General features: G+C 50.9%; 27 protein-coding genes. 15 read left to right on the forward strand and 12 right to left on the reverse strand.

Annotated elements, in window-relative coordinates:
• Positions 1-4: 4 nt before the first annotated feature.
• From uppS to rpsB, 5 genes are all read right to left on the reverse strand, one after another.
• The gene (uppS, locus tag AAY72_RS14470; RefSeq protein ID WP_057788465.1) at positions 5-772 is read right to left on the reverse strand and encodes a polyprenyl diphosphate synthase; all 768 of its coding nucleotides are present in this window, start codon (positions 770-772) and stop codon (positions 5-7) included.
• Positions 773-926: 154 nt separating this feature from the next.
• Complete coding sequence (gene frr / locus AAY72_RS14475; RefSeq protein ID WP_008984262.1) at positions 927-1,484, reverse strand: ribosome recycling factor; 558 nt, start codon at positions 1,482-1,484, stop codon at positions 927-929.
• Between the two features lie 59 nt (positions 1,485-1,543).
• Positions 1,544-2,284: a UMP kinase gene (gene pyrH, locus AAY72_RS14480; RefSeq protein WP_008984263.1), complete on the reverse strand. Its 741-nt coding sequence runs from the start codon at positions 2,282-2,284 to the stop codon at positions 1,544-1,546.
• A 177-nt stretch (positions 2,285-2,461) separates the two neighbouring features.
• Positions 2,462-3,334: a translation elongation factor Ts gene (gene tsf / locus AAY72_RS14485; protein ID WP_057788467.1), complete on the reverse strand. Its 873-nt coding sequence runs from the start codon at positions 3,332-3,334 to the stop codon at positions 2,462-2,464.
• Positions 3,335-3,439: 105 nt separating this feature from the next.
• Positions 3,440-4,168 (reverse strand): 30S ribosomal protein S2, encoded by a 729-nt coding sequence (gene rpsB, locus AAY72_RS14490; protein ID WP_008984265.1) that lies wholly within the window; start codon positions 4,166-4,168, stop codon positions 3,440-3,442.
• 309 nt (positions 4,169-4,477) lie between these two features.
• Here rpsB and map point away from each other — a divergent pair, with 309 nt between their 5' ends.
• The 5 genes from map (at position 4,478) to cysZ (ending at position 9,926) form a co-directional block, all read left to right on the forward strand.
• On the forward strand, positions 4,478-5,266 hold the full coding sequence (map, locus tag AAY72_RS14495; RefSeq protein WP_057788469.1) for a type I methionyl aminopeptidase: 789 nt from the start codon (positions 4,478-4,480) through the stop codon (positions 5,264-5,266).
• A 28-nt stretch (positions 5,267-5,294) separates the two neighbouring features.
• Positions 5,295-7,919, forward strand: a complete 2,625-nt coding sequence (gene glnD / locus AAY72_RS14500; RefSeq protein WP_057788472.1) for a [protein-PII] uridylyltransferase — start codon at positions 5,295-5,297, stop codon at positions 7,917-7,919.
• A gap of 7 nt (positions 7,920-7,926) precedes the next feature.
• Positions 7,927-8,754 carry a 2,3,4,5-tetrahydropyridine-2,6-dicarboxylate N-succinyltransferase gene (gene dapD / locus AAY72_RS14505; protein WP_008984268.1) on the forward strand — a complete coding sequence of 276 codons (828 nt, stop codon included), beginning with the start codon at positions 7,927-7,929 and terminating at the stop codon, positions 8,752-8,754.
• A 5-nt stretch (positions 8,755-8,759) separates the two neighbouring features.
• Positions 8,760-8,969, forward strand: a complete 210-nt coding sequence (locus AAY72_RS14510) for a hypothetical protein (RefSeq protein ID WP_057788474.1) — start codon at positions 8,760-8,762, stop codon at positions 8,967-8,969.
• Positions 8,970-9,167: 198 nt separating this feature from the next.
• Positions 9,168-9,926, forward strand: coding sequence for a sulfate transporter CysZ (cysZ, locus tag AAY72_RS14515; RefSeq protein ID WP_057788476.1), 759 nt, complete (start codon positions 9,168-9,170; stop codon positions 9,924-9,926).
• A gap of 23 nt (positions 9,927-9,949) precedes the next feature.
• On the opposite strand, the gene AAY72_RS14520 is transcribed toward cysZ, so the two are convergent.
• From AAY72_RS14520 to AAY72_RS14530, 3 genes are read right to left on the reverse strand one after another with little or no spacing between them, the layout of a single operon-like run.
• Positions 9,950-10,390 (reverse strand): flavodoxin, encoded by a 441-nt coding sequence (locus AAY72_RS14520; RefSeq protein ID WP_008984272.1) that lies wholly within the window; start codon positions 10,388-10,390, stop codon positions 9,950-9,952.
• A gap of 6 nt (positions 10,391-10,396) precedes the next feature.
• Complete coding sequence (truC, locus tag AAY72_RS14525) at positions 10,397-11,197, reverse strand: tRNA pseudouridine(65) synthase TruC (RefSeq protein ID WP_057788478.1); 801 nt, start codon at positions 11,195-11,197, stop codon at positions 10,397-10,399.
• Complete coding sequence (locus AAY72_RS14530; protein WP_008984274.1) at positions 11,179-11,499, reverse strand: YqcC family protein; 321 nt, start codon at positions 11,497-11,499, stop codon at positions 11,179-11,181. Before AAY72_RS14530 ends, truC begins: the two co-directional genes overlap by 19 nt.
• A 129-nt stretch (positions 11,500-11,628) precedes the next feature.
• On the opposite strand from AAY72_RS14530, the gene AAY72_RS14535 reads away from it, so the two are divergent.
• A complete protein-coding gene (locus AAY72_RS14535; protein ID WP_008984275.1) occupies positions 11,629-11,931 on the forward strand; it encodes a DUF3301 domain-containing protein in 303 nt (100 codons plus the stop codon).
• Positions 11,932-11,944: 13 nt separating this feature from the next.
• Here the strand turns inward: AAY72_RS14535 and AAY72_RS14540 are convergent, their stop codons facing one another.
• Both AAY72_RS14540 and AAY72_RS14545 read right to left on the reverse strand, forming a co-directional pair.
• Positions 11,945-12,283 carry a DUF962 domain-containing protein gene (locus AAY72_RS14540; protein ID WP_057788480.1) on the reverse strand — a complete coding sequence of 113 codons (339 nt, stop codon included), beginning with the start codon at positions 12,281-12,283 and terminating at the stop codon, positions 11,945-11,947.
• Between the two features lie 13 nt (positions 12,284-12,296).
• Positions 12,297-12,941, reverse strand: coding sequence for a GNAT family N-acetyltransferase (locus tag AAY72_RS14545; protein ID WP_008984277.1), 645 nt, complete (start codon positions 12,939-12,941; stop codon positions 12,297-12,299).
• 125 nt (positions 12,942-13,066) lie between these two features.
• Between AAY72_RS14545 and AAY72_RS14550 the strand changes: the two genes are divergently transcribed.
• Positions 13,067-13,294, forward strand: a complete 228-nt coding sequence (locus AAY72_RS14550) for a DUF2789 domain-containing protein (RefSeq protein ID WP_057788482.1) — start codon at positions 13,067-13,069, stop codon at positions 13,292-13,294.
• Between the two features lie 24 nt (positions 13,295-13,318).
• Here the strand turns inward: AAY72_RS14550 and AAY72_RS14555 are convergent, their stop codons facing one another.
• Positions 13,319-13,693: a DUF3192 domain-containing protein gene (locus AAY72_RS14555; RefSeq protein ID WP_008984279.1), complete on the reverse strand. Its 375-nt coding sequence runs from the start codon at positions 13,691-13,693 to the stop codon at positions 13,319-13,321.
• Between the two features lie 175 nt (positions 13,694-13,868).
• On the opposite strand from AAY72_RS14555, the gene AAY72_RS14560 reads away from it, so the two are divergent.
• Together AAY72_RS14560 and AAY72_RS14565 are read left to right on the forward strand one after the other, a co-directional pair.
• Positions 13,869-14,174, forward strand: coding sequence for a hypothetical protein (locus AAY72_RS14560; protein WP_008984280.1), 306 nt, complete (start codon positions 13,869-13,871; stop codon positions 14,172-14,174).
• Complete coding sequence (locus AAY72_RS14565; protein WP_057788485.1) at positions 14,161-14,943, forward strand: DUF2310 family Zn-ribbon-containing protein; 783 nt, start codon at positions 14,161-14,163, stop codon at positions 14,941-14,943. Before AAY72_RS14560 ends, AAY72_RS14565 begins: the two co-directional genes overlap by 14 nt.
• On the opposite strand, the gene syd is transcribed toward AAY72_RS14565, so the two are convergent.
• Positions 14,922-15,479 carry a SecY-interacting protein gene (gene syd / locus AAY72_RS14570; protein ID WP_008984282.1) on the reverse strand — a complete coding sequence of 186 codons (558 nt, stop codon included), beginning with the start codon at positions 15,477-15,479 and terminating at the stop codon, positions 14,922-14,924. The two genes, AAY72_RS14565 and syd, sit on opposite strands and share 22 nt — an antisense overlap.
• A gap of 89 nt (positions 15,480-15,568) precedes the next feature.
• Here syd and queF point away from each other — a divergent pair, with 89 nt between their 5' ends.
• The 6 genes from queF to AAY72_RS14600 all read left to right on the forward strand — a co-directional run bounded on the left by queF (position 15,569) and on the right by AAY72_RS14600 (position 22,587).
• The gene (gene queF, locus AAY72_RS14575; protein WP_057788487.1) at positions 15,569-16,408 is read left to right on the forward strand and encodes an NADPH-dependent 7-cyano-7-deazaguanine reductase QueF; all 840 of its coding nucleotides are present in this window, start codon (positions 15,569-15,571) and stop codon (positions 16,406-16,408) included.
• Between the two features lie 411 nt (positions 16,409-16,819).
• Complete coding sequence (locus tag AAY72_RS14580; RefSeq protein WP_057788489.1) at positions 16,820-18,364, forward strand: GGDEF domain-containing protein; 1,545 nt, start codon at positions 16,820-16,822, stop codon at positions 18,362-18,364.
• 29 nt (positions 18,365-18,393) lie between these two features.
• Positions 18,394-19,752 carry a nucleotide 5'-monophosphate nucleosidase PpnN gene (gene ppnN, locus AAY72_RS14585; RefSeq protein WP_057788491.1) on the forward strand — a complete coding sequence of 453 codons (1,359 nt, stop codon included), beginning with the start codon at positions 18,394-18,396 and terminating at the stop codon, positions 19,750-19,752.
• On the forward strand, positions 19,753-20,562 hold the full coding sequence (gene xni, locus AAY72_RS14590) for a flap endonuclease Xni (protein ID WP_008984287.1): 810 nt from the start codon (positions 19,753-19,755) through the stop codon (positions 20,560-20,562). It abuts the gene before it with no gap.
• Complete coding sequence (locus AAY72_RS14595) at positions 20,559-20,966, forward strand: DUF3192 domain-containing protein (RefSeq protein ID WP_057788494.1); 408 nt, start codon at positions 20,559-20,561, stop codon at positions 20,964-20,966. The genes xni and AAY72_RS14595 overlap by 4 nt, the downstream gene beginning before the upstream one ends.
• The gene (locus AAY72_RS14600; RefSeq protein ID WP_057788496.1) at positions 20,947-22,587 is read left to right on the forward strand and encodes a hypothetical protein; all 1,641 of its coding nucleotides are present in this window, start codon (positions 20,947-20,949) and stop codon (positions 22,585-22,587) included. The genes AAY72_RS14595 and AAY72_RS14600 overlap by 20 nt, the downstream gene beginning before the upstream one ends.
• Positions 22,588-22,745: the final 158 nt, after the last annotated feature.

Raw genomic sequence — 22,745 nt, forward strand, 5'->3', positions numbered from 1 at the left:
ATTGTTATCCTTTATTATTTGCTGCAGCAAGCTCTCGAATCTGCGCCCCGGTGCAACCGAAACGCCGTTCACGATTAATATAAGCGGCAATCGCCTCTGAAAACACCTGTTGGTCAAAATCAGGCCACAGCGTTTCAGTAAACCAGAACTCGGCATAAGCGGCCTGCCACAACAGAAAATTACTGATCCTTAGATCACCGCCGGTACGGATCAGTAAATCCAGTTCTGGCTGCTCTGCCATTTGCACCTGAGCACCTAATGCCTGTTCGGTAATGTCTGCTGGCTGCAATTCACCACCTTGTACCTGTTCTGCCAGTTTTCGGCAGGCCGCTACGATGTCCCAACGCCCGCCATAATTAGCCGCAATATTTAACGTCATGGCCGTGTTTTCGGCCGTCAGTTGCTCAGCCTTACGAATGCTTTGCACCAGCTTATCGCTAAATGCCGATAAATCGCCAACAATTTTCAAGCGGATATTATTTTTGTGCAGCGCCTTAACTTCTTTCTGCAATACCATTAAAAATAGCTGCATTAAGGTGCTGACTTCCTCTTTCGGCCGCCGCCAGTTTTCACTACTAAAGGCAAATAAGGTCAGCGATTGAATACCCAACTCGCGACAAAAACTGACGCTGCGCCGGACCGCTTCAACCCCTTTTTTATGACCCCAGACTCTTGGTTTACCCTGCCGCTCGGCCCAGCGTCCATTGCCATCCATGATAATCGCCACATGTTGTGGCAAGCTTTGCTGTTTTAGCTGAGGTACTGCAGTCATCCGTAGAACCTGTGTTGTTATTATTGCCAAAAGACGGTTAGGCTATAGCACTGCGACGGAGTTCAGCCTGGCATTAACAAAAAGCGCCGCGGAGTATTACTGACACGGCGCTTTTATGACGCTATAACCAGAAAATCGACGTTGCAAGTCCGGTTTAGACTTCCATCAGTTCCTTTTCTTTCTCGGCCAGCACATCATCCACTTTTTTCACGAACAGATCAGTGATCTTTTGGATCTCATCTGCGGCCTTACGCTCATCATCTTCACTAATTTCTTTATCTTTTAGTAAGGCTTTAAAATCGGCATTGGCATCACGACGGATATTGCGAATGGCGACCCGGCCGCCCTCAGCTTCACCGCGTACTAATTTAACTAAATCTTTGCGACGCTCTTCGGTCAGTGGTGGCAGCGGCACCCGAATCACAGTACCAGCAGACATTGGGTTTAAACCCAGGTTAGAGGCCATAATGGCTTTTTCTACCGCCTGCGTCAGACTTTTATCGAAAACGGTAATCGCCAGAGTACGGGAGTCTTCAATAGAAACGTTAGCAACCTGACGCAGTGGCGTATCTGCGCCATAATAAGAAACCTGAATACCATCTAACAGGCTTGGGTGAGCACGGCCGGTACGAACTTTGGTTAGTTGGCTTTTCAGCGCGTCTACGCTTTTTTCCATCCGGACTTTTGCGTCAGCAATAATGTCGTTAATCACGATCGTTATCCTTTTATTTATCCAGCTGTGGCGCCAACGGCGCCATTAGGCCGGCTAGTTTACTGTAAATTTTCCTGATGGTCGATGGTTGTGCCTTCGGCCTCACCCATAATCACCCGCTTTAAGGCGCCGGGTTTGTTCATATTAAACACCCGGATTTGCAGATTATGGTCGCGCGCCAGCGTAAAAGCGGCTAAATCCATCACTTTAAGTTCTTTATCCAGCACTTCGGTATAGGTGAGTTGGCTGTATAGCGTAGCATTAGGATCTTTAACCGGATCAGCAGAATAGACGCCATCCACCTTAGTGGCTTTTAACACCGCATCGGCTTCAATTTCGATGCCGCGTAAGCAGGCAGCAGAGTCAGTGGTAAAGAATGGGTTACCGGTACCGGCAGAGAAAATCACCACCCGGCCCGATTTTAATAAACTGATCGCTTCAGCCCAGCTATAGGCATCACAGACGCCATTTAATGGGATGGCACTCATCATGCGGGCGTTCACATAAGCCCGGTGCAGCGCATCGCGCATCGCCAGGCCGTTCATTACGGTGGCTAGCATCCCCATATGGTCGCCGACGACGCGGTTCATCCCGGCTTTAGCCAGGCCTTCACCGCGGAAAATGTTACCGCCGCCTATCACGATACCAACCTGCACCCCCAGTTCAACCAGTTCTTTAATTTCCTGGGCCATGCGGTCAAGCACTTTCGGATCGATACCAAAGCCTTCATCGCCCATCAGGGCCTCACCACTGAGTTTTAACAGAATGCGCCGATACATAGGTTTTGGATTGATACTCATGGTTACCCCTAGTGCTGTTGGTGTTGTTATGCAGTTATACCCGTCATCCTTGCAGACACGGCGGTGTTAGCTACCCGTATCTGTAATGTTTTTGGGTGTATGCGAGCCGGGCAAAAAAAAACCGCGACTTAGGTCGCGGTTATTTTAGCGTTTTTACGCCATTTGCTAAAGCGCAAATTACTTCTTGGCAGCAGCGATTTGAGCCGCAACTTCAGCCGCGAAGTCTTCTTCTTTCTTCTCAATACCTTCGCCCACTTCCAGACGAATGAAAGAAATGGCTTTGGCGCCGTTCTGCTTCAGGAATTCGCCAGTCGTGATTGACGGATCTTTCACGAACGGTTGACCTGTTAAGCTCACTTCGCCAGTGAACTTAGTCATCCGGCCAGCAACCATTTTCTCAGCGATTTCTTGTGGCTTGCCAGAGTTAACCGCGATTTCAACCTGGATTTGACGCTCACGCTCAACCACTTCAGCAGACACATCTTCCGGGTTAACATAACCTGGATTGTTTGCTGCAACGTGCATTGCGACGTCTTTGGCGATATCTTCGTTACCACCTTCCAGCACGGCTAATACACCGATACGGCCAGAGTGGATATACTGACCGATCACTGCGCCAGTTACTTTAGCGATACGACGTACGTTGATGTTTTCACCGATTTTGGCAACCAGAGTAGCACGGGTATCTTCAACCGAAGTACCATTCAGATCAGCCGCTAACAGCGCTTCAACGGTGTCGATGTTCTGAGCTTGCGCCAGATCAGCAACGCTGTTGGCGAAGGCCAGGAAGCTGGCGTCACGGGCTACGAAGTCAGTTTCGCAGTTAAATTCAATCGCCAGACCTACACCGTTAGCAACGCGGGTTAATACCACGCCTTCAGCAGCGATACGGCCGGCTTTCTTGGCAGCCTTGGCTAAGCCGCTTTTACGCATGGCGTCGATTGCCGCTTCGATGTCACCACCGGTCTCTTCTAATGCTTTTTTACAATCCATCATGCCAGCGCCAGTGCGCTCGCGTAATTCTTTAACTAATGCGGCAGTTACAGCCATGGGAGCTTCCTCGTAATTTAGTTCAGACAAACAGGGGCGAGACGCCCCTGTTGCAAAGTGATCCTGCAGTTCAGCCGAGCTTAAACCCGGCTGATGACAGAATAATTATTCTGCTTCAACGAAGGCTTCAGCTTCAGCCTGGACTTCGATGTTTTTGTCACGACCTTCCTGGATGGCTTGACCAACAGCGCCCAGATATAACTGGATAGCGCGGATGGCGTCGTCGTTGCCAGGGATTACGTAGTCAACACCTTTAGGATCTGAGTTAGTATCTACAATAGCTACTACCGGGATACCCAGGTTGTTGGCTTCTTTGATCGCGATATGCTCGTGGTCAGCGTCGATAACGAATAATACGTCCGGTAAGCCGCCCATCTCTTTGATACCGCCTAAGCTCTTTTCCAGCTTGTCCATCTCACGGGTACGGTCTAAAGCTTCTTTCTTGGTCAGCTTGTCGAAAGTACCGTCCTGGCTTTGTGCTTCCAGGTCTTTTAAACGCTTGATTGACTGACGAACAGTTTTCCAGTTAGTCAGCATACCACCTAACCAACGGTGGTTTACGTAGAACTGGTCGGCTTTCACTGCGGCTTCTTTGATTGCTTCTGAAGCTGCACGCTTAGTGCCTACGAACAGGATTTTGCCTTTTTTGGCAGCGACTTGCTGAATGAACGCCAGCGCATCATTCATCATTGGAACAGTTTGTTCCAGGTTGATGATGTGAACGCGGTTACGGGCGCCGAAAATGAACGGCTTCATTTTTGGGTTCCAGTAACGGGTTTGGTGACCGAAGTGTACGCCCGCCTGGAGCATGTCGCGCATTGAAACTTTTGCCATGATAATTTTCCTGTAAAGGGGTTAGGCCTCCATGCATCCCATATGCCGACCCGACTCTCGCCAGGCACCCCGGAATATGTGTCGATGCATGTGTGTTATTTAATTTAGGGTTTGTGCAGCGTCGCTGCCGACAAAAACCTTTAACTTATAACCAGAAATTCTGTAAAGCTACAGCAAACTGATGCCAAGTTAGGGTACAATGCCGTTTGCGAAATTGCGGCGCGCTTTATACCATAACGCCGTTCAGAATACAATCGAATCAGTTAATTTGCAGCCGTTTGCCCCACAGCGAAACAGAGAGAATCACCGATGACAGCACCGATTAAAACCCCGGCCGAAATTGAAAAAATGCGCATTGCAGGTCGTCTGGCCGCTGAAGTGCTGGAAATGATTGAACCCTATGTCAAAGCCGGTGTCACCACCGACGAGCTGAATACGATCTGTCACGACTATATTGTCAATGTCCAACAAGCAGTACCGGCACCACTGAATTACCACGGCTTTCCCAAATCGATCTGTACCTCAGTGAACCATGTGATCTGTCACGGTATCCCTGGCGACAAGGTGCTAAAAGACGGCGACATTATTAATATCGATATCACCGTGATTAAAGATGGCTACCACGGTGATACCTCGAGGATGTTTGTGGTTGGCAAACCGAGCATTCTGGCTGAGCGCTTAATTCGTATCACTCAGGAAGCCATGTACCTGGGGATCAAAAAAGTCAAAGACGGCGCCCGTCTGGGTGATATCGGCTATGTGATCCAGCAACATGCCGAAAAACATAGTTACTCGGTGGTACGTGAATATTGTGGCCATGGTATCGGCGCCGTGTTCCATGAAGAACCGCAGGTATTGCACTATGGCAAGCCCGGCACCGGTGAGGTATTAAAAAGCGGCATGTGTTTAACCATCGAGCCAATGATTAATGCCGGTGCCCGCCACAGCAAGCTATTAAAAGATGGCTGGACAGTCGTCACCAAAGACCGCAGTTTATCTGCCCAGTTTGAGCATACCATCCTGGTTACCGATACCGGCTGTGAGATTTTAACGCTGCGCAGCGATGACACCATTGAGCGGATTGTTACTGCTGAGTAAAACTCAGCGAATAAGAAGGAGTGTGCCCGTGAGTCAGGTCTTAAGTTTTAACCGCCCCCTGCCCGAGCGGTACTCTCTGGATGCCTATAAAAAGCATTTCGCTGAGTTTCAGGAATTTCAGGCCCGCGCCTTTCATAGCCAACCGATCAATGCACTGGTCAAAGCCCGTGCCCGCTTTGTCGATGAAGTGCTGCTGCAACTCTGGCAATACTGCGACCTGAGTAAAGACAAAAGCATCAGCCTGCTGGCCGTTGGCGGCTATGGTCGTGGCGAATTACACCCTTACTCGGATATCGACCTGTTGCTGCTGGTTGAGCGTCGTCCGGATAGTCAGCAACAGGAAGCCATCGCCCGCTTTATTACCTTGCTGTGGGATTTACGCCTCGAAGTCGGCCACAGTGTGCGCACGCTAAAAGAAACGCTAAGCCTGGGTAAAGAAGACATTACCATTGCCACCAACTTGCTGGAAATGCGGTTGTTAACCGGTAATAAAACGCTGTTTGCCGAGCTGCAAACCGCTACCATGAATGATAATTTCTGGAATAGCCAAGCGTTCTTTCAGGCCAAACGACATGAACAACAACAACGCCACGCCCAGTATCATGGCACCGCTTATAACCTCGAACCAAATCTGAAAGCTAACCCGGGTGGTTTGCGCGATATTCAAACCATCGGCTGGGTCGCTAAAAAGCATTTTAATACCCGTACCATGCGCGAACTGGTGGCTTATCAGTACCTGACAGAAGATGAGTATCAGGAATTGATGGAGTGTGAGGCTTATCTTTGGCAAATGCGTTTTGCACTGCATCTGGAAGCCGGCCGTAACGAAAACCGGATCCTGTTTGATTATCAGCCGGCCGCCGCCGAGCGGCTGGGCTTTGGCGCCGATGGTAAGGCCTCGGTCGAGCGAATGATGAAGCGGTTTTTCCGCACTGTACAACGGGTTAGCGAACTGAACGAAATGCTGCTGCAATACTTTGAAGGCAGCATTCTGAATTCGCAGCAAAAATTGAAAATCACTCAGCTGGACGATTACTTCGAATTACATGGCCATCTGATTAAAGCCAGCGATAATGCGGTCTTTGCTAAACGCGATAATCTGCTTCGGCTATTCTGGCATATTGCCAATAACTCCAATATTACCGGCGTCCATTCGACCACCATCCGACTGATTCGCCAGGTGCGGCGGCGCTTAATGGGCGATTTACAAGATTATGAAGCCTGCCGCCAACTGTTTCTGAGCCTGATGCGCCATCCGCGCGGTATGGACAAAGCTATCACCCTGATGCACCGTTACGGGATCCTCGCGGCTTACCTGCCACAATGGCGCAATATTGAAGGCCAGATGCAGTTTGATTTGTTCCACGCCTATACGGTGGACGAGCACACGCATCGTTTACTTAAAAATCTGTACAAATACAGTCTGCCGGAGCATGACAGCGAATTTCCACTCTGCTCCGATATCGTGCGTAAAATGGAGAAGCCCGAGCTGCTCTATTTAGCCGGCATTTTCCATGATATTGCCAAAGGCCGCGGCGGCGATCACTCCGAGCTGGGTGCTATGGATGCGCGCGAATTTGCCAAGCTGCATAAGCTCAGTGACTTTGACAGCAAGCTGATTGCCTGGCTGGTCGATAATCATTTATTAATGTCAGTTACCGCGCAGCGCCGCGATATCCATGATCCGCAAGTGGTCGCCGAATTTGCCGAAAAGGTCCGCGATGAAACCCGGCTTAATTATCTGTATTGTCTGACGCTGGCCGATATCCGCGCGACCAATGATAATTTGTGGAATGACTGGAAAGGCTCGCTGTTACGTGAGTTGTTTTTAGCGACCCAAAAAGCTTTTCGCCGCGGTCTGGAAAAACCGATGGACTTGCGCGATCTGATCCGCGAAAACCAAGCCGAAGCCCTGCCGCTGCTGATTAAACAAAGCTTTATCGAAAGTGAAATCCAGCAGCTGTGGAGCCGGATCAAAGCCGATTATTTTGCCCGCTATAGCCCAAAACAAATTGTCTGGCATACCGAACATATTTTGCGGCATAAAGATCCGAACGAACCGCTGGTGCTGGTCAGTAAGGCGCCGATTAAAGGCGGCACTCAGGTGTTTGTTTATACCCGCGACCAGGCTGGGCTGTTTGCACGGATGGTGGCGGCCTTAGACAGTAAAAAGGTTAATATTTACGACGCCCAGATTATGACCAATAAAGATGGCTTCGCCATGGATACCTTTGTCATTCTGGAGCAAAACGGTGAAGCAGTGACCTCGCCCAGTCGCCAGCAAAGTATTAAGAAGGCGCTGGAGCAGTTTATTGCCGGCAAGCCGGATTTATCACGGCAAAAACCGCGGCTATCTCGCCAGATGCGCCAGTTTAGTGTGCCACCCAAGGTGGTGTTTTTACCTGGCAATACCAAACACCGCACCATGCTGGAAATCGCCGCGCTGGATACGCCGGGCCTGCTTTGCGATCTTGGCCAGGTGTTTCAACAATGCGGGGTCAATATTCACGCCGCAAAAATTACTACTATCGGCGAGCGTGCCGAAGACTTTTTCTTAATATCCAACGCAGCAGATGATGCATTAACCGCCGAGCAGCAAAGCGAGTTAAAACGCAGCCTGATTGCACAACTCTCACAGCAAACAGAAGGTTAAGTAACGAATGTCTGATTTAAAAAGCCTTATTGAAACCGCATTTGAACAGCGTGCCGACATTACGCCGAAAACAGTCAGCGCCGAAGTGAAACAGGCGGTGGAGCAGGTGCTAAGCATGCTGGACAACGGCAGCGCCCGTGTCGCCGAGAAAATTGCCGGCGAGTGGGTGGTGCATCAATGGCTGAAAAAGGCAGTGTTACTGTCATTCCGGATCAACGATAACGAAGTAATGGACGGTGCCGAAAACCGCTTCTTCGACAAAGTACCAATGAAATATGCCGGCTACACCGATGCGCAGTTCCGCGCTGATGGCGTAAGAATTGTACCGCCAGCCGCAGTGCGGCGCGGCAGCTATATTGGTAAAAACGTAGTGGTGATGCCGTCATACGTTAATATCGGTGCCTATGTTGGTGAAGGCTCGATGGTGGATACCTGGGCCACCGTTGGTAGTTGTGCGCAAATTGGTAAAAATGTGCACCTCTCTGGTGGTGTCGGTATCGGAGGCGTATTAGAGCCACTGCAGGCGAATCCAACCATTATCGAAGATAACTGCTTTATCGGTGCCCGCTCAGAAGTCGTTGAAGGTGTGATCGTGGAAGAAGGTGCGGTGTTGTCAATGGGCGTTTATATCAGCCAGAGCACACGGATTTATGATCGCGAAACCGGCGAAATCAGCTATGGCCGGGTACCCGCCGGCGCCGTAGTGGTCCCAGGTACTATTCCGGCTAAAGATGGCAGTCACAGCCTGTATGCCGCCATTATCGTGAAAAAAGTCGATGCGCAAACCCGCGCCAAAGTTGGCATTAACGCCCTGCTGCGTAGTATCGAAGAGTAAGCAGCATGGCAAATGTATTCGCAGTACTTTGTCCGGCATTGTGGTTTACGCTGCAGCTGCTGTTATTACTGGCCGCGCTGATTTGCGCGGTGTTAATCGTCTTTCCGTCGAGCAGCGAGGATGCGGAAAAGCGTTTTGAGCAGCGGCTGGAATACACTATTTTCACCATCGGCATGACCGTGCTTTGGCTGTTAGTGTCCTTTGCTCCGCGCTAGTAACCATCGGCTACAGATCAGGCCGGCATTATTGCCGGCCTTATTTTTACTTCGCAGCCCGGCTCGGTACTGAAATAACCCCTATCTGGCTTTTTGTTACATCGGCAACACCTTGTTACCTTTTGCCAGCCGCTCTGCCTGTTCTCTGTTTGGTCGTGAGCGTTATACTGGCATCAGTTCAACATACCGGGAGCAGAAATGGGCTATTTTTTAAAAGGCTTGCTGTTATTAAAGCAAAAAGGCTTAAAGCGTTTTGTGCTGATCCCACTGTTAATTAATATCGTGCTGTTTAGCGTCGCTTTTTATTGGTTGTGGCAGTTGTTGCGGCAACTGATCGAGGCGGTACAAAGCGCGCTGCCGGCCTGGTTACACTGGCTGGAATATTTGCTGATCCCGCTGGGCGTGATGTCGCTACTACTCAGCTTTGCCTATACTTTTACCATGCTGGCCAACTTTATCGCTGCGCCCTTTAATGGCCTGCTCAGCGAAAAAACCGAGGCCTTATTAACGGGTAACACGCTGCATAATGGCTGGCGCGACTTTATGCAGGATATCCCGCGTTTACTGGGCCGGGAATGGCAAAAGTTTGTTTATGTGATGCCGCGCTTGCTGGTGCTGTTTGTGCTGTGCTGGTTTATTCCAGTGGTGGGTGCGCTGCTGTGGTTTTTCTGCAGTGTCTGGTTTTACAGCCTGCAATATCTGGACTATCCCTATGATAATCATAAGGTGCCCTTAATTGCCCTGCGCCAGAATATGCGGCAGCAGCCGGTGCTGACTTTGTCATTTGGCAGCGCAGTCGCCTTGTGTAGTATGGTGCCTTTGCTGAATTTGCTGGTGATGCCGGCAGCAGTTTGTGGCGCCACCGCGCTCTGGTGCGAACGCTTAAGCGAGCTGCACGACCCGGCATTACAAGCACCGGGCGCGCGCAGTTATCGCAAGCTGGACAGGTACTGTTAAAAGAGTACTGTTAAAAAGTACTGTTAGAATTGTTCCGCTAACCAGGGTAAAGCCACATCTTCCGCTTGCAGGGTTTCACCGGCATCGATTTCTAACATATCCGCCTTGGGGTTGCCCTGCAGTTCAGTTAACAGCTCAAACCACTGGCGGCCAGCGGCACAGAAGGTATCGCCATAGCTGCTGTCACCCAGGCCAATCACCGCAAACTGTTTGCCGGTTAATAACGGAAAACGGTCACGGCAGTCAGCATAAAATGGAAACAGATTATCCGGAATATCGCCCTGCCCGGTGGTTGAGGTAATCACTAACCAGCAATCGGCAGCAAAGGCCTGCACGGCATCCAGCTCCGGGGGCTGAAACCACCTGGCCTGATAGCCTTTTTTCGACAACAACTCTACGGCCTGCTCGGCCACATACTCGGCGCCACCGTACACACTACCGACCATAATGGCGATCTTTTGCATGCTACCCTACTCCAAAAATTGCTGAAAAACCTGTTGATAATACGCGATGTCATCCGGCCAGCCAAATTGCCGGCACAGTTCACCCAGCTCAGCCAGGCTGGCCTGTAACTGCAGCGTTACGCCGCTGACCGGATGCGGCAACTGCAACATAACAGCACAAAGCAGTAAGCGGTCACTATCAAATTGCTGGCGGAAAAACGCATTATGCTTGCCATCGCCATGACTGGTATCGCCGACAATCGGATGGCGCAAATGTGCCAGATGACGGCGCAGCTGATGCTTACGGCCGGTTAACGGCTGCAGTGCAACCAGACTGTAACGGCTGGTAGGATAACGACTCACCGCAAACGGCAGCTCAACCTGCTGCAGCGGTAAATAGCGGGTTACCGCACTTTGCGCCGCTTTATCGCTACGAGCCTGTTTATCGGCAATGGCATCCAGCTGTTCTTTTAGCGGGTAATCCAGGGTACCAGCCGCTTTAACCACACCCCGAACTATTGCCAGATACCCTTTGCGCCATTGCCCGGCTGCAATCTGTTGACTAAGTAACCGCGCAATCTCCGGCGATAACGCAAACACCAGCACACCCGAGGTGGGACGATCCAGCCGGTGCACCGGATAGACATGACACCCCAGCTGATCGCGCAGGCTTTGCAGCACAAAGCGGGTTTCGTGTTTATCTAAAAACGAGCGGTGTACCAGCATGCCGCTGGGCTTATCCACCGCCACCAGGTATTGATCCTGATACAGAATCGTCAGTGGCGGCGCAGCGGCAGACGGAGCGCTACTCAGTTCTGATTCAGACACAGATCAATCTCCCGGATTGCACTCAGCAAAGCGCTTAGCTGCGCAGCGCGCTCAGCATAGACATATTCAGCCATCGGCAGGATCGCCACCTTCGTTGGCAGTGGCAGGTTACCCTCCAACAAGGCACTCAGCCTTGGGATCAAAATAAACTGCAACCACTGTTCCAGCGGCAGCGTGTCACAACAAAAAGGGGCGGTACTGCTAAGCGCATCCGGCGCCGGTGGCGCTGTCGACCACAGGGCCGCCGCTCTGAGTTCTGCTTCCAGTTGCTGTAGTAAAACAGGGAGTTGTTGCCGGGGCATAGCGCGCTTTATTCACTAAGTTACAGAAAATTCGGCAGCCAGTTTAGCAAAAAAGCCCTGCAGCGTGTTGTAAAAAGCCAGGGGCGCCAGCATTATGCTTGGCTAAGAGCAGCGGTAAATTAGACTTTTATGGCCAGTATTGTACTTTTACTCCTTGTTATTACTATCGGCTACGGCTTTTGGTTACAGCGCAAACAAGATGAACGCGCCGTTTTATTAGCACGCCAATTATGCCGTCAGCATCAATTGCAATATCTGGAATGTGGCCGCAGCCATTATCGGCTGCGCAAAATCGGCCAACGGCGACGTTTTGTCACCTGCTATCAGGTCGATTTTAGTGCCGATGGTGAAAGCCGCTATCAGGCGGAGCTGGTATTAAGCGGTTTACATCTGGCGGCATTTGAGCTGCCGCCGCACCGCATTCCGTCTTAACAGGAAGTTCCCGCTACTGCTGCGCTAATGCAGCATTTAGCTTGTGGCTGAGTTGCCCGGTCAGAAAGTCTTTATACATCACCCAATCGGCAGCCAAACTATAAAACGGGTATTTAAAGGTGGCTGGCCGGTTATGTTCAAAGCCAAAATGGCCAAGCCAGGCAAAGCCATAGCCGATGAGCGGTAAGGTCCACAGCCACCGCCATTGCTGGCTGAGCAGCACATAAGCCAATACCAGTAACACCAGACTGCTACCGATATAATGTAACGCCCGGCATACCGGGTTAGCGTGTTCACGCAGATAAAACGGGTAAAACTGCTCAAAACTCTGAAATTGTTGCATAGAAAACATCCAATCGGGTTAATCAGGCTGTTTGCCGTACCCGGAACATCAGGCTGCCTTGCACTGTACTAAAGCTAAGTTCCGCCACTTTCTGGTACTGATCGTCAGCAAAAAATGCCTGATACTTCTGCAGCGTGACAAAGACGCCAATGCCGGCCGAAGATGGATCTTCATCCACCAGGCTATCCACCGCCTGCAGCAAATAGTGGCCTAAACCTGCGTGTTGATATTTCGGCGCGACGGCGATAAACGCCAGCATATGATAACGTTTTGCCGGCATTGCCGCATGAATTCTTTCTTCTTTATTGAGCATCTGCCGGGTAGAAACCAGACCGGCGGTCAGCAACATTTTCAGGCGCCAGTGCCAGAGCCGGCTACTGCCAATGCCGGAGTCAGGCCCAACCACACAGGCCACCCCTAAAAGTTGTTCGCCCTGGAATAAACCAACGATTGGCTGTCCGGCTTGCCAAAAGGTACTGAGTTCTTCGCGAATGGCTGCTCGCAGCCTGGCTTCATATTCGCGCTCAGCACTGCGAAAAATCGCCATAAAAAGTGGGTCATCGTGATAAGACTGGTACAGCACCGAGGCGGCGAGTTTCAGATCTTCACCACCAAGTAAGGCGGCTTTTAACTGGCTGGGTTCAAAATGATTGACCTGGGCTAACATGGCTCACCTGTTATTGTTGTTTTTTTATTCACAATAGCAGCCGGCGGTTTGCTTGCCAAGCACGATTTTGTTACCCGAAACTCAGCTATACTTTTTAAACTAAATGTATAAAAAGGAGGACCACCATGGACACCAGTAAACACACTCTGAGCACCCTGTTTGCCCAGTTAGGTTTAGACAATAGTCCGGAGCAGATTCAGGCATTTGTGCAGCGGCATAAACTGAGTGCTGGCACGGAGTTAGCCGAGGCGCCATTCTGGAGCCAAGCTCAGGCCAGCTTTTTGCGCGAGGCCTGGCGCGCCGATTCGGATTGGTCTGATACCATTGATGAGCTAAATAAGCTGCTGCATTAACTGCAGCAGCCAGCAGCAACCCTGTTACAGGTATTGGTAGGCTTTATCACCCCAAGCTGTCAGTTGGTTATCTTTGAAAATTAACGGTGTGCATTCGTCTTTCGTGGTTTTGCCATCGCTGTTGCGATGATGCGTGCGGTAAAACAACACTTGTACCTGCTGGCCATCTTTCTGGAACAGCTCGCTAAAATCCGGTGCGCCAAGTTGCTGGCGCACCTCTTCACTGCTCACGCCCAGTGACAGCTGATTAATACTTTGCAAGTTAAACTGCTGGGTTTTACGCCAGGTACTCTCTGACGCAGTCTCAGTTTTATCACCGATAGCAACCACACAGCCTGACAAGGCCAGGGTAGCAGCGCTGATAATAAGTAGTTTTTGCACGGCGGCATTAGCAAACATAATGAAACTCCTGATTTATTCTTGTTAAAGCGGTAGTTACCGACAGCTATGGGGTAAGCAAAAGCGGGGCCAACTTAAAATATATTGAAAATACAAAAACTTAAAAACACACCGCTATCAGCCAGCCCAAGATAATGCTAAATTAAGCGAAATTTTAGTGAGAATGGCTAAGTCAATGACCAATAAACTGCAACTGGTGCAACAAGCGGCCAAACAACTGCAACACGAAGGCAAAACGGTGAATCTGGCGCTACTGCGTGCCCGCCTGGCGGGCCAGTTAGCCGGCCCGGAATTGTTCAGCGCCTATCAGCAGTGGCGTAATCTGCCGGCGAGCAGTAGCGCTGAAAGCGGTATTGTTTCTGATACCGACATCCCGGCAGCGCCCATCGCCACAGAAACGCCAGATACCCGGCTGGCACGGATTGAGGCTAAGCTTGATCGTCTGCTGGCGCTGCTGGAGCAAACCGATGTACCTGGCTGAATTACGTTTTACGCTGATTGCGGATACCGAATTCAGCCTTGCCGAACAGGCGATTCGCCGCTACCTGGAGGCACTGATCTTTAATGGCCAGATGCTCGGTCGGGAGTTTCCCACGGCCTTTACCGGCGACGCCTTTTGTAGCCGGCTGGTGTTGCCGACAGCGGATGCCCTGAGCGGCCAGCATGCCAGTGCCAGAGTTAAGGCAGCAGAGCAACAACTGGCTGCAGCAGGTCTGGGCTACCCGCAATGCCAACTGCTGGGTCAGGATCTGATGTCGCAGCAAACGGTAACTGAACTACCGGCAGAACTGGTGCTCTTCACCACCTATGCCGATACCTGCTCGCCACTGCGCTGCGCCAATACACTGCAACCTGTACCCTTATTTTGGCTTAACCCTGCTGCGGCCGATTATGAAGCGCTGATCCGCTGGCAGCTGCAGTTTCAGGCGTTGGATGAAATTCAGCTGCAGCAAGATCGGGTACTGCACAAAACCGCCGAAAACAGTCTGCAACACTACCAGAGTAAACTTAACCGCCAGGGCCGCAAGCTAGCAACACAACTGGCCAGACAAAACCAGCGGCCAGTATGGTATGCGCTGTACAGTGGCAGTGCTACAGATTGTCAGGCAGAAGCAGATAAATGCTGCCCCGGCTGTGGTGGCAACTGGCGCTTAGCCACGCCACAAGCCGGGATCTTCGATTTTCGCTGTGACAACTGTCTACTGTTGTCGAATATCGCCTGGGAATGTCAGTCAAATAGCGGCGAATAAGCCAGCGGCTTGAGTTCGGCCAGAAACTCAGCCAAATTGTCGGCCAGCTTAACCTTAACCTCCTGGCCGACACTCTCCTGAAACACCTCGCCACTGCGGTTCAATACCGACAGCATAATATTTTCATCATCGGTCACTGCAAAAAACACCGTCTCCTGCTGACGTAAACGGCGCTTCATCAGAATGTGGCCAATAATATTTTCCTGTAAGCGGGCAATATCAGCAGCATGCCATGGCATCAGCAACGCCAGTTTGCCTTTTGGATGCTCCGCCGCCAGGTTGGCACCAAACCAACTGCTGTAAAACGCCTTAATATCCGGATGTAACGTCAGCTCCAGCGCGCGCTCCACATTACTAAAATCGGCCGGCGGTTGTTGTGAAACCGGCTGCCAGCTTACCCGTTCGTCGCCTAATGACTGCACTTCACACGGCGATGACTGCGCGGCATCGCGCCAGGTTTGCATACTGATGCCCTCGGCCTGATGCCAGGCCAGACTCTGTTCGATAAAATTTGCGTAAGCTTGTTGGACAGACACCTCTACTCCCGGGGTCAGTTGTGCTAAGATCGGCTCATTGTAGCGAAAAACACTGCCTTGCGAAAAAAGTAGCGAAAAAAGATTACGACATGACAAAAAGCCATTCCGACGTTCTGGCCGAGCTCAGTCTTGGTAAAATCACTGACTATGTCGATCAATACGACGCCACCCTGTTACAGGTGGTGCCGCGCAGCCTCGGACGCGACGCCATCGGTCTTGGTCAAGAGCTGCCTTTTGTCGGGCAGGATATCTGGCATGGTTACGAGTTGTCCTGGCTTAACAGCAAAGGTAAGCCCCAGGTTGCACTGGCCACCTTTGTGGTGCCTTACGATTCGCCAAACCTGATTGAATCCAAGTCATTTAAGCTCTATTTAAACAGCTTTAACCAAAGCCGCTTTGCTGATGTCGGCCAGGTTTATCAAACCATGCAACGCGACCTGTCGGCCTGTGCCGGCGGCAATGTTAAGGTCAGCCTGCATAATGTCAGCGAAATTATGACCTTCCAGCCAACCTGGATCCCCGGCATTTGTCTGGATGAACTGGATATCGAAGTCGACCAATACCAGTATCAAGCCTCGTTACTGCAATTGGATCCGGCTCGTGGTCAGGTCGATGAGAAACTGCACTCACATTTACTTAAATCGAACTGTCTGATCACCTCGCAACCAGACTGGGCCAGTGTCTTTATTCATTACCGCGGTACCGCCCTGTCACATGAAGCGCTATTGAAGTATCTGATTAGCTTTCGCAGCCATAACGAATTTCATGAGCAATGTGTAGAGCGCATTTATAACGATATCTGGCAACTGGCAAAACCGGATTTTCTGGCGGTGTATGCCCGTTACACCCGTCGCGGCGGCCTGGATATTAATCCGCTGCGTAGCAGTGAGCCTTACAGCCCGCCGAATATTCGCTTAAGCCGGCAATAAGACGTAACACACCTTGTAACCTTTCCAGGCAAAGCACCTTTTATAGGTGCTTTTTCGTTGTTTTTAGCAGAAAAGCCGCAAAATATACGGCAATTTCTGAAACAACAATAGTAAACTTTCAGAGGCACTTTCATTTTTGTGTTTTTTTTGGTCTAATAGCGGCGCCTGATCCCAACAGGCGCTGACTAACACGGAAGCCTAAAAATGTTACACCTGACCTCTGACGAAGAAACGAGTTGGTTACCCTACTATTTAACTAAATAACCCGGCTCCAACCCTACTACAAAAGTACTAAAGCGGGCTTAGGCCCGCTTTTTCTATCTGTATTTTTACTATTTCAACTATCTCCCCGGCGCTTTCTGGAGATATACTTGAAAAATAAGCAGATGCAGCAAAGCGCACAGCGGGGTGATGTTATTGCAACCAGATCTGAAACAACAACTCAGTGACGCCATCAGTGCCCGCAAAGCACTGGAGCATACCTACGAGCGGCAATTTAAGCTGCTGGGCCAGTTTGTACAGCGCTTATCCTTTCTGTGTAAGGGAGTGGATCTCGAACTCGACAACCGCCTGGCCAAGCTCAGAACCGAGTTGGCCAGAAGTACCGATTTGGAAAAACTGCTGCCATTTGTCGAAGAAACCTCAGAGCACATCCGGTTACTGGAGCAACGTCAGCAGCATCATATCAAACAAGCGCAAAACGAGTTAACCCAGGCCGGCCGCCTGTTACAACGTCAGCGCGGACTGCCGGATCAATTGCGGCGAGACCTGCGTGAGTTACTCAGTCAGGTGGAGCAACCCGCTGGTACTTTGCAGGCCTTTCTGCCCCATTTAAGTCAACTCACTCAGTTGTATCAGTTGGCATTAAAAGCCGGTAAGCAACTAGAGCAGCCAGATAGCGATGATGAGCGCTACGCTCATATCTGCCGCCAGATTACGCTTGAACTCACCAATTTGCTGAGCGAATTATCCTTTAGTGGCAAAAGCGCCAGCGAAGTCGAGCAAATTAAGAGCAGTTTACTGGGTAATTTATCTATTGAAGCCCTGCTCGATGCCTGTTTACGTACTATCAGTATTATTGTACGCGGTATTAGTGAAGAGCGACTCTCGGCCGAGAGCTTTTTACTGCGTCTAAATGAAGCGCTAACCAGTGTGCAGCTGGCGGTAGAAAGTACCTTACATGACTCGGGCCGGCTGGCCAACAAACTGCTGTCGCTGAACAAAAAAATTGAAGCGCAAATCGATCATCTGGGACAGCAAAGTGAACAGGCCGAATCACTGGAGCAATTAAAACTGCTGGTGATTTCCAAGATGTCAGAGCTCACGCAAACCTTGCGTGAAAAAGATCAGGTTGAGCAACAACAACGTACGCAAATTAAACAGGTGTTGTCATCGCTGGAGAGTCAGGTCAAAGAATTAGAACTGGAAGCCAAAAGCTTTCGAGACCGTTTAGCCGAACAAAACTTCCGCAGCCTGCGTGATAGTTTAACCGAGATCCCCAACCGGGCAGCCTATGACGAGCGCTTGCAGCTGGAATTTAAACGCTGGCAACGTTTTAGCTCGCCGCTGTGTATTGTGCTGGCTGACGTCGACTATTTTAAAAACATTAACGACACTTATGGTCACAGCGCTGGTGATAAAACCTTGCGCATTATTGCCAAAACACTGCAGCGCGCCATCCGGCAAACCGACTTTATCGCCCGCTACGGCGGCGAAGAGTTTGTGATCCTGCTGCCAGACTCAGAACTGATGCAGCTGCTGGACCCGCTTAATCAGCTGCGGGAGAAGGTAAAAAATATCCCGTTCAAATTTAAAAACAAAAAGGTGACGATCACCATTTCGCTTGGCGCAACCCAGCTCAAGGCGGGCGACACCATCCAACAAGCCTTTGAACGGGCTGACGAAGCCCTTTATCAGGCGAAAAAAGCCGGCCGGGATCAGCTTGCAATTCGCTGAATCAGGCCACGCAAAACAGGAGTAGAGCGATGCAAGTGCATCTTAACCCTTTGGGTGCCATGGATTTACTGTCACAACTTGAAGTCGAGCGTCTGCAACAAAATACCGAGCAGGCCACCTTTCAGTTATTCCGCAATTGCGCGCTGGCCGTGCTCAACGTGGGCAGCCAGACCGATAGCTCAGCTGAAATTTATGAACAATATCAGGATTTCAGCATTAATCTGCTAAGCCGCGAACGCGGCATTAAAATAGAATTGAATAACCCACCGCAAAGCGCCTTTGTCGACGGCCAGATTATTAAAGGTATTCATGAACACTTATTCGCGGTACTGCGCGATATTCTGTTTTACCATACCCGTCACATTGCCGCGGCTAACCCGCTGGATTTAACCAACTCAACCCATCTGACGCATACGGTGTTTGATATTCTACGCAACGCCCGCGCTATCGATGCTACCTGCGAACCCAATATGATTGTGTGCTGGGGCGGGCATTCGATTAAAGAAGTCGAATACGACTACACCAAAGAGGTGGGTTACCAATTAGGTCTGCGCGGCCTGAATATCTGTACCGGCTGCGGCCCCGGCGCCATGAAAGGCCCGATGAAAGGCGCAACCATTGGCCACAGTAAGCAACGGATCCGAAATGGCCGCTATCTGGGTTTAACCGAGCCCAGCATTATTGCCGCTGAGCCACCGAACCCCATTGTCAATGAACTGGTGATCCTGCCAGATATTGAAAAGCGCTTAGAGGCGTTTGTCCGGGTGGCGCATGGCATTATTATTTTCCCAGGCGGCGTAGGCACTGCTGAAGAGTTGCTATACCTGCTGGGAATTATGCTGGACCAACAAAATAATGCGCAGCGCTTACCGGTTATCTTAACCGGCCCGGCCAGCAGCGCAGCCTACTTTACTGAAATTGCTCACTTTATTGAGCAAACTCTCGGTAAAGCGGCGCTGGAGCTGTTTGAAATTGTTATCGATGATCCTGTTGCCGTAGCACGCAAACTGAAAGCCGGTTGTCAGGAAGTGCGCAGCTATCGCAAAACTGTCGGTGATGCTTATCACTTTAACTGGACCCTAACCATCCAGCCGGAATTTCAGCAGCCCTTTATCCCGAATCACCAGAATATGGCCGCACTGGACTTGCACCTGGATCAGGATAAAGCCAGACTGGCCGCTAACTTGCGACGCGCCTTCTCCGGTATCGTGGCGGGTAACGTCAAAGATGAAGGGATCCGCGCCATTCGCCAACATGGTCCCTTTGTACTAAGTGGTGAACCGCGATTAATGCAAATGATGGATAAATTACTGCAGGCCTTCGTCGAGCAAGGCAGAATGAAGCTGCCGGGCAGCAAATACGAACCCTGTTACCGGATTGAACGCTAAATGGCACGGGTAGTTCTGATTGATGCGTTAAACCTGATCCGCCGCCTCTATGCGGTGCAGGAGCGGCCGTATCTGCCGCTGGCAGACGACATCGCAGAAACTACCCGGCAACAAATTATCAGTAATACCCGTCAGGTACTGGCACAGGCATTAAAACGCTTACAGCAGGAGCTGCAACCCAGCCATGCGTTGCTGGTCTTTGATGGTGGCCACAGTGTCTGGCGCCAACAGTTATGCCCGCTTTACAAAGCAAACCGCAAGCCGATGCCGGCGATCCTGGCCGAGGCTCTGCCAACGCTGATTACCGACACCGAGCAACTGGGGATCCGCTGTTTTATGCAGGCGGAATACGAAGCCGATGATGTCATTGCCACCATCGCCAATAAGGTCCGCATACATCAACAAGATGCCATTGTTGTCTCAACTGACAAAGGTTATCTGCCGCTGCTGCCGCAAGGGGTGCAAATTTATGATGCCTTTGCCCGGCATTTTCTTGACACTGACTATGTGAAACAGAAGTTTGGTGTCGCGCCGGAGCAACTGCTCAGCTGGTGGGCGCTGGTTGGGGATAGTACTAACAATATTCCCGGCGTAACCGGCGTTGGCCCGAAAAGTGCTGAAGAATTAATGCAACTGGGTGCCAGTTTAAATCAGGCGTTACAGCATCCGGATTGCCCGAAAAAATTACGCCAGAAAATTTTGGAACAAAAGCAAGATATTCTGGTTTATATTCAGGTATTAGCATTACAAACCAATCTGGAACTGGGGCTAAATTTGCAAGATATCCGACTGCCGGAGCAAGAGGCATGAACAAGTACAAAATTCTGATCCTGTTTCTGGCTGGCATTGCTGCCTACTTCCTGATTACCTTTTTGGTGTTACGGTTTTACCCGGACGATCCGGCACAGATGGCCTGGATGGATCGCGAAGCCTTTAATGCCCGCTATATCGCCCGCCTGAATACCGACGGCAGCATTAAACAAGAATATCTGATCGGCCGGCTTGGCAGTCCCGACATTACAGAAGCCTTCCAGCATCAGGATCAGGTTTACCAACTACTCTACTACCGCACCCATCGCAAGGCCGCAGATGGCATTACCACGACCGATGAGTGTACCGCCCTGCTCTTTATCGACCGTCGGTTAAGCGCCTCCGGCGATGACGCAGTGCAGCAATATCAGGCAGTACAGTCTGATGTCAGCCGTCTCCGTTAGCTGGTTAAGGTGCTATCAACAGCTGCAACGACTGGCCCAGCAGCTGCAACTCGCCCAGGATAGCGACCAACTGCACAGCTGTATTCGTTTAGCCAGCGAGTTGAATAATGAGCTACAGCAAGTTTTTGAACTGCAGGCTGGCGCTGCCGTTGCCCAATTAGCCATTTTACCGGCCGATTTAGCATTGGGCCTGGCCCAAGCCCTGAAAAGCTGGGTATTACTGGCATTGTGGAGCCGACTTAAACATTGGCCGGCGGCAAGACGTGATGCCTTAGCGGTATCGGCCTTAATGGCAGCCTGTAGCGAAGAGAAAGACAAGGCGCCGGCGGCACTGCGTTTAGCCAGCAAACTAAAAAAACTCCAGGTTGGCGGCCTGACCACGAATTTGTTAGCGGGCAGTTTTCATCAGCTACAACAACGCCGTCCCTGGCAGGTGCATCACGATAGCCCGCTTCTGACATTAGCATTACAACTGGGTCAACAGCTGCAGCCGCAACGACAAAAAGCGCAGGCACTGGACCAGGTCATCAGCCAAACCCTGATCCAGACTACCGATGAAGCCGTGTTGGCCGAGCTGAATCAATTGGCACAACTCGCACCCCACCTCTACTGGTGCGGTCGGTTGGCACAGGACACCGTAGGACGCTGCTGGGTGATCTGTCAGTTAGAAGTCACGGACTGTTTGGTGCTGCAATACTGGCCGGAGCAGCAACGGTTCGCGACCGAAGCACATAAACTGGCGAAACAAGATTTACAACTACTGGCCCCCAGCGTAATGGTGCCGCAACATTGGCTGGATCGCATTCAAATACCGGCGCTGAGCTCCCGCCCGCTACCCACCCCTAAAGGGTTATTGGAGCATTCAGTATTACAAAAGCTGGATTATCAGGATCTGGATGCGCAGGTCAAGCTGCTGGAGAAACAACCGCTGCTGGCACAATACTTGTTAGATAACGCCAGCACCAGTAACCGTAAACAAACCCTGGTTAACCGCTTACGTCATGCGTTGGCAATGTTTGGCCAGGATCAATTACCGTTAGCGGTTGCCAGAGCAGAGTTACTGCAATATTTACAGCTGCAGGCCTTTAATCAACACGCTTTTTTACTGGCACTACAAGACCTTTTTCGCCACAGTCTGTTGCTGCTGGGCCGGTATCTTTCGCCAGCGCTCAGCCCGCAACAAGCCGGTGTCATTGCCGCTTGTTGTAGTGCCCCATTCTGGCATCACCCCAGCATTTCTGCTGTACCCATTAGCCGCAGCACTAACCAGGGCTGGTTGCTGCCCGAGCTGGCACAACAGTATTTACTTGAGCCGGTGCGCAGCCAGCGCCTGAGCGCCGCCTTGCTGCAACATTACCAATTAGCGCACTGGGCCGAAGCCGTGCTGTGTCAGTATGTGTCCATAGACCATAGAAACTTTAGCTTACGGGAACAACATGGGCTTTGGTTGCGACTCTGCTGGCAACTGAGTTTTAGTATTTTGCGTTATCCTCAGGCTCAGGCCAGCAGTAGCAGCCTGTTGCAAAGCCTAAGCCCGGTTCTGAATTTACCACAACAGAGTCTGGAACTGTGGCAACAGCAGTTAATTGCTGCCGCCAGCCCGGTATGCCCACTCGATTAAGCCCTTAAGCTGGCAGTACTATTCAGCGTATTTATATTGCTTATCACGCTAAGCTCTGGGATGCGTGAGCAGCAATCTGGCCTGTATATCGCATTTTTGCTATACTTGCGCCGTTTTCAGGCGAAGCGCCTGAGTATAAATTTCAAAAATATTTCAGC

Origin of the sequence: Alishewanella sp. WH16-1, from assembly GCF_001441695.1 — a bacterium.
Lineage (GTDB): Bacteria > Pseudomonadota > Gammaproteobacteria > Enterobacterales > Alteromonadaceae > Alishewanella > Alishewanella agri.

What these genes read in the sequence shown, in the direction of transcription:
- AAY72_RS14560 (WP_008984280.1), top strand. Translation starts at nt 13,869, where the DNA reads ATGACCAATAAACTGCAACTGGTGCAACAAGCGGCCAAACAACTGCAA.
- pyrH (WP_008984263.1), bottom strand. Translation starts at nt 2,284, where the DNA reads ATGAGTATCAATCCAAAACCTATGTATCGGCGCATTCTGTTAAAACTC.
- AAY72_RS14550 (WP_057788482.1), top strand. Translation starts at nt 13,067, where the DNA reads ATGGACACCAGTAAACACACTCTGAGCACCCTGTTTGCCCAGTTAGGT.
- AAY72_RS14565 (WP_057788485.1), top strand. Translation starts at nt 14,161, where the DNA reads ATGTACCTGGCTGAATTACGTTTTACGCTGATTGCGGATACCGAATTC.
- AAY72_RS14510 (WP_057788474.1), top strand. Translation starts at nt 8,760, where the DNA reads ATGGCAAATGTATTCGCAGTACTTTGTCCGGCATTGTGGTTTACGCTG.
- cysZ (WP_057788476.1), top strand. Translation starts at nt 9,168, where the DNA reads ATGGGCTATTTTTTAAAAGGCTTGCTGTTATTAAAGCAAAAAGGCTTA.
- xni (WP_008984287.1), top strand. Translation starts at nt 19,753, where the DNA reads ATGGCACGGGTAGTTCTGATTGATGCGTTAAACCTGATCCGCCGCCTC.
- AAY72_RS14520 (WP_008984272.1), bottom strand. Translation starts at nt 10,390, where the DNA reads ATGCAAAAGATCGCCATTATGGTCGGTAGTGTGTACGGTGGCGCCGAG.
- rpsB (WP_008984265.1), bottom strand. Translation starts at nt 4,168, where the DNA reads ATGGCAAAAGTTTCAATGCGCGACATGCTCCAGGCGGGCGTACACTTC.
- queF (WP_057788487.1), top strand. Translation starts at nt 15,569, where the DNA reads ATGACAAAAAGCCATTCCGACGTTCTGGCCGAGCTCAGTCTTGGTAAA.
- AAY72_RS14555 (WP_008984279.1), bottom strand. Translation starts at nt 13,693, where the DNA reads ATGTTTGCTAATGCCGCCGTGCAAAAACTACTTATTATCAGCGCTGCT.
- AAY72_RS14530 (WP_008984274.1), bottom strand. Translation starts at nt 11,499, where the DNA reads ATGCCCCGGCAACAACTCCCTGTTTTACTACAGCAACTGGAAGCAGAA.
- AAY72_RS14540 (WP_057788480.1), bottom strand. Translation starts at nt 12,283, where the DNA reads ATGTTTTCTATGCAACAATTTCAGAGTTTTGAGCAGTTTTACCCGTTT.
- map (WP_057788469.1), top strand. Translation starts at nt 4,478, where the DNA reads ATGACAGCACCGATTAAAACCCCGGCCGAAATTGAAAAAATGCGCATT.
- AAY72_RS14535 (WP_008984275.1), top strand. Translation starts at nt 11,629, where the DNA reads ATGGCCAGTATTGTACTTTTACTCCTTGTTATTACTATCGGCTACGGC.
- tsf (WP_057788467.1), bottom strand. Translation starts at nt 3,334, where the DNA reads ATGGCTGTAACTGCCGCATTAGTTAAAGAATTACGCGAGCGCACTGGC.
- AAY72_RS14580 (WP_057788489.1), top strand. Translation starts at nt 16,820, where the DNA reads ATGTTATTGCAACCAGATCTGAAACAACAACTCAGTGACGCCATCAGT.
- AAY72_RS14545 (WP_008984277.1), bottom strand. Translation starts at nt 12,941, where the DNA reads ATGTTAGCCCAGGTCAATCATTTTGAACCCAGCCAGTTAAAAGCCGCC.
- ppnN (WP_057788491.1), top strand. Translation starts at nt 18,394, where the DNA reads ATGCAAGTGCATCTTAACCCTTTGGGTGCCATGGATTTACTGTCACAA.
- uppS (WP_057788465.1), bottom strand. Translation starts at nt 772, where the DNA reads ATGACTGCAGTACCTCAGCTAAAACAGCAAAGCTTGCCACAACATGTG.
- AAY72_RS14600 (WP_057788496.1), top strand. Translation starts at nt 20,947, where the DNA reads ATGTCAGCCGTCTCCGTTAGCTGGTTAAGGTGCTATCAACAGCTGCAA.
- dapD (WP_008984268.1), top strand. Translation starts at nt 7,927, where the DNA reads ATGTCTGATTTAAAAAGCCTTATTGAAACCGCATTTGAACAGCGTGCC.
- AAY72_RS14595 (WP_057788494.1), top strand. Translation starts at nt 20,559, where the DNA reads ATGAACAAGTACAAAATTCTGATCCTGTTTCTGGCTGGCATTGCTGCC.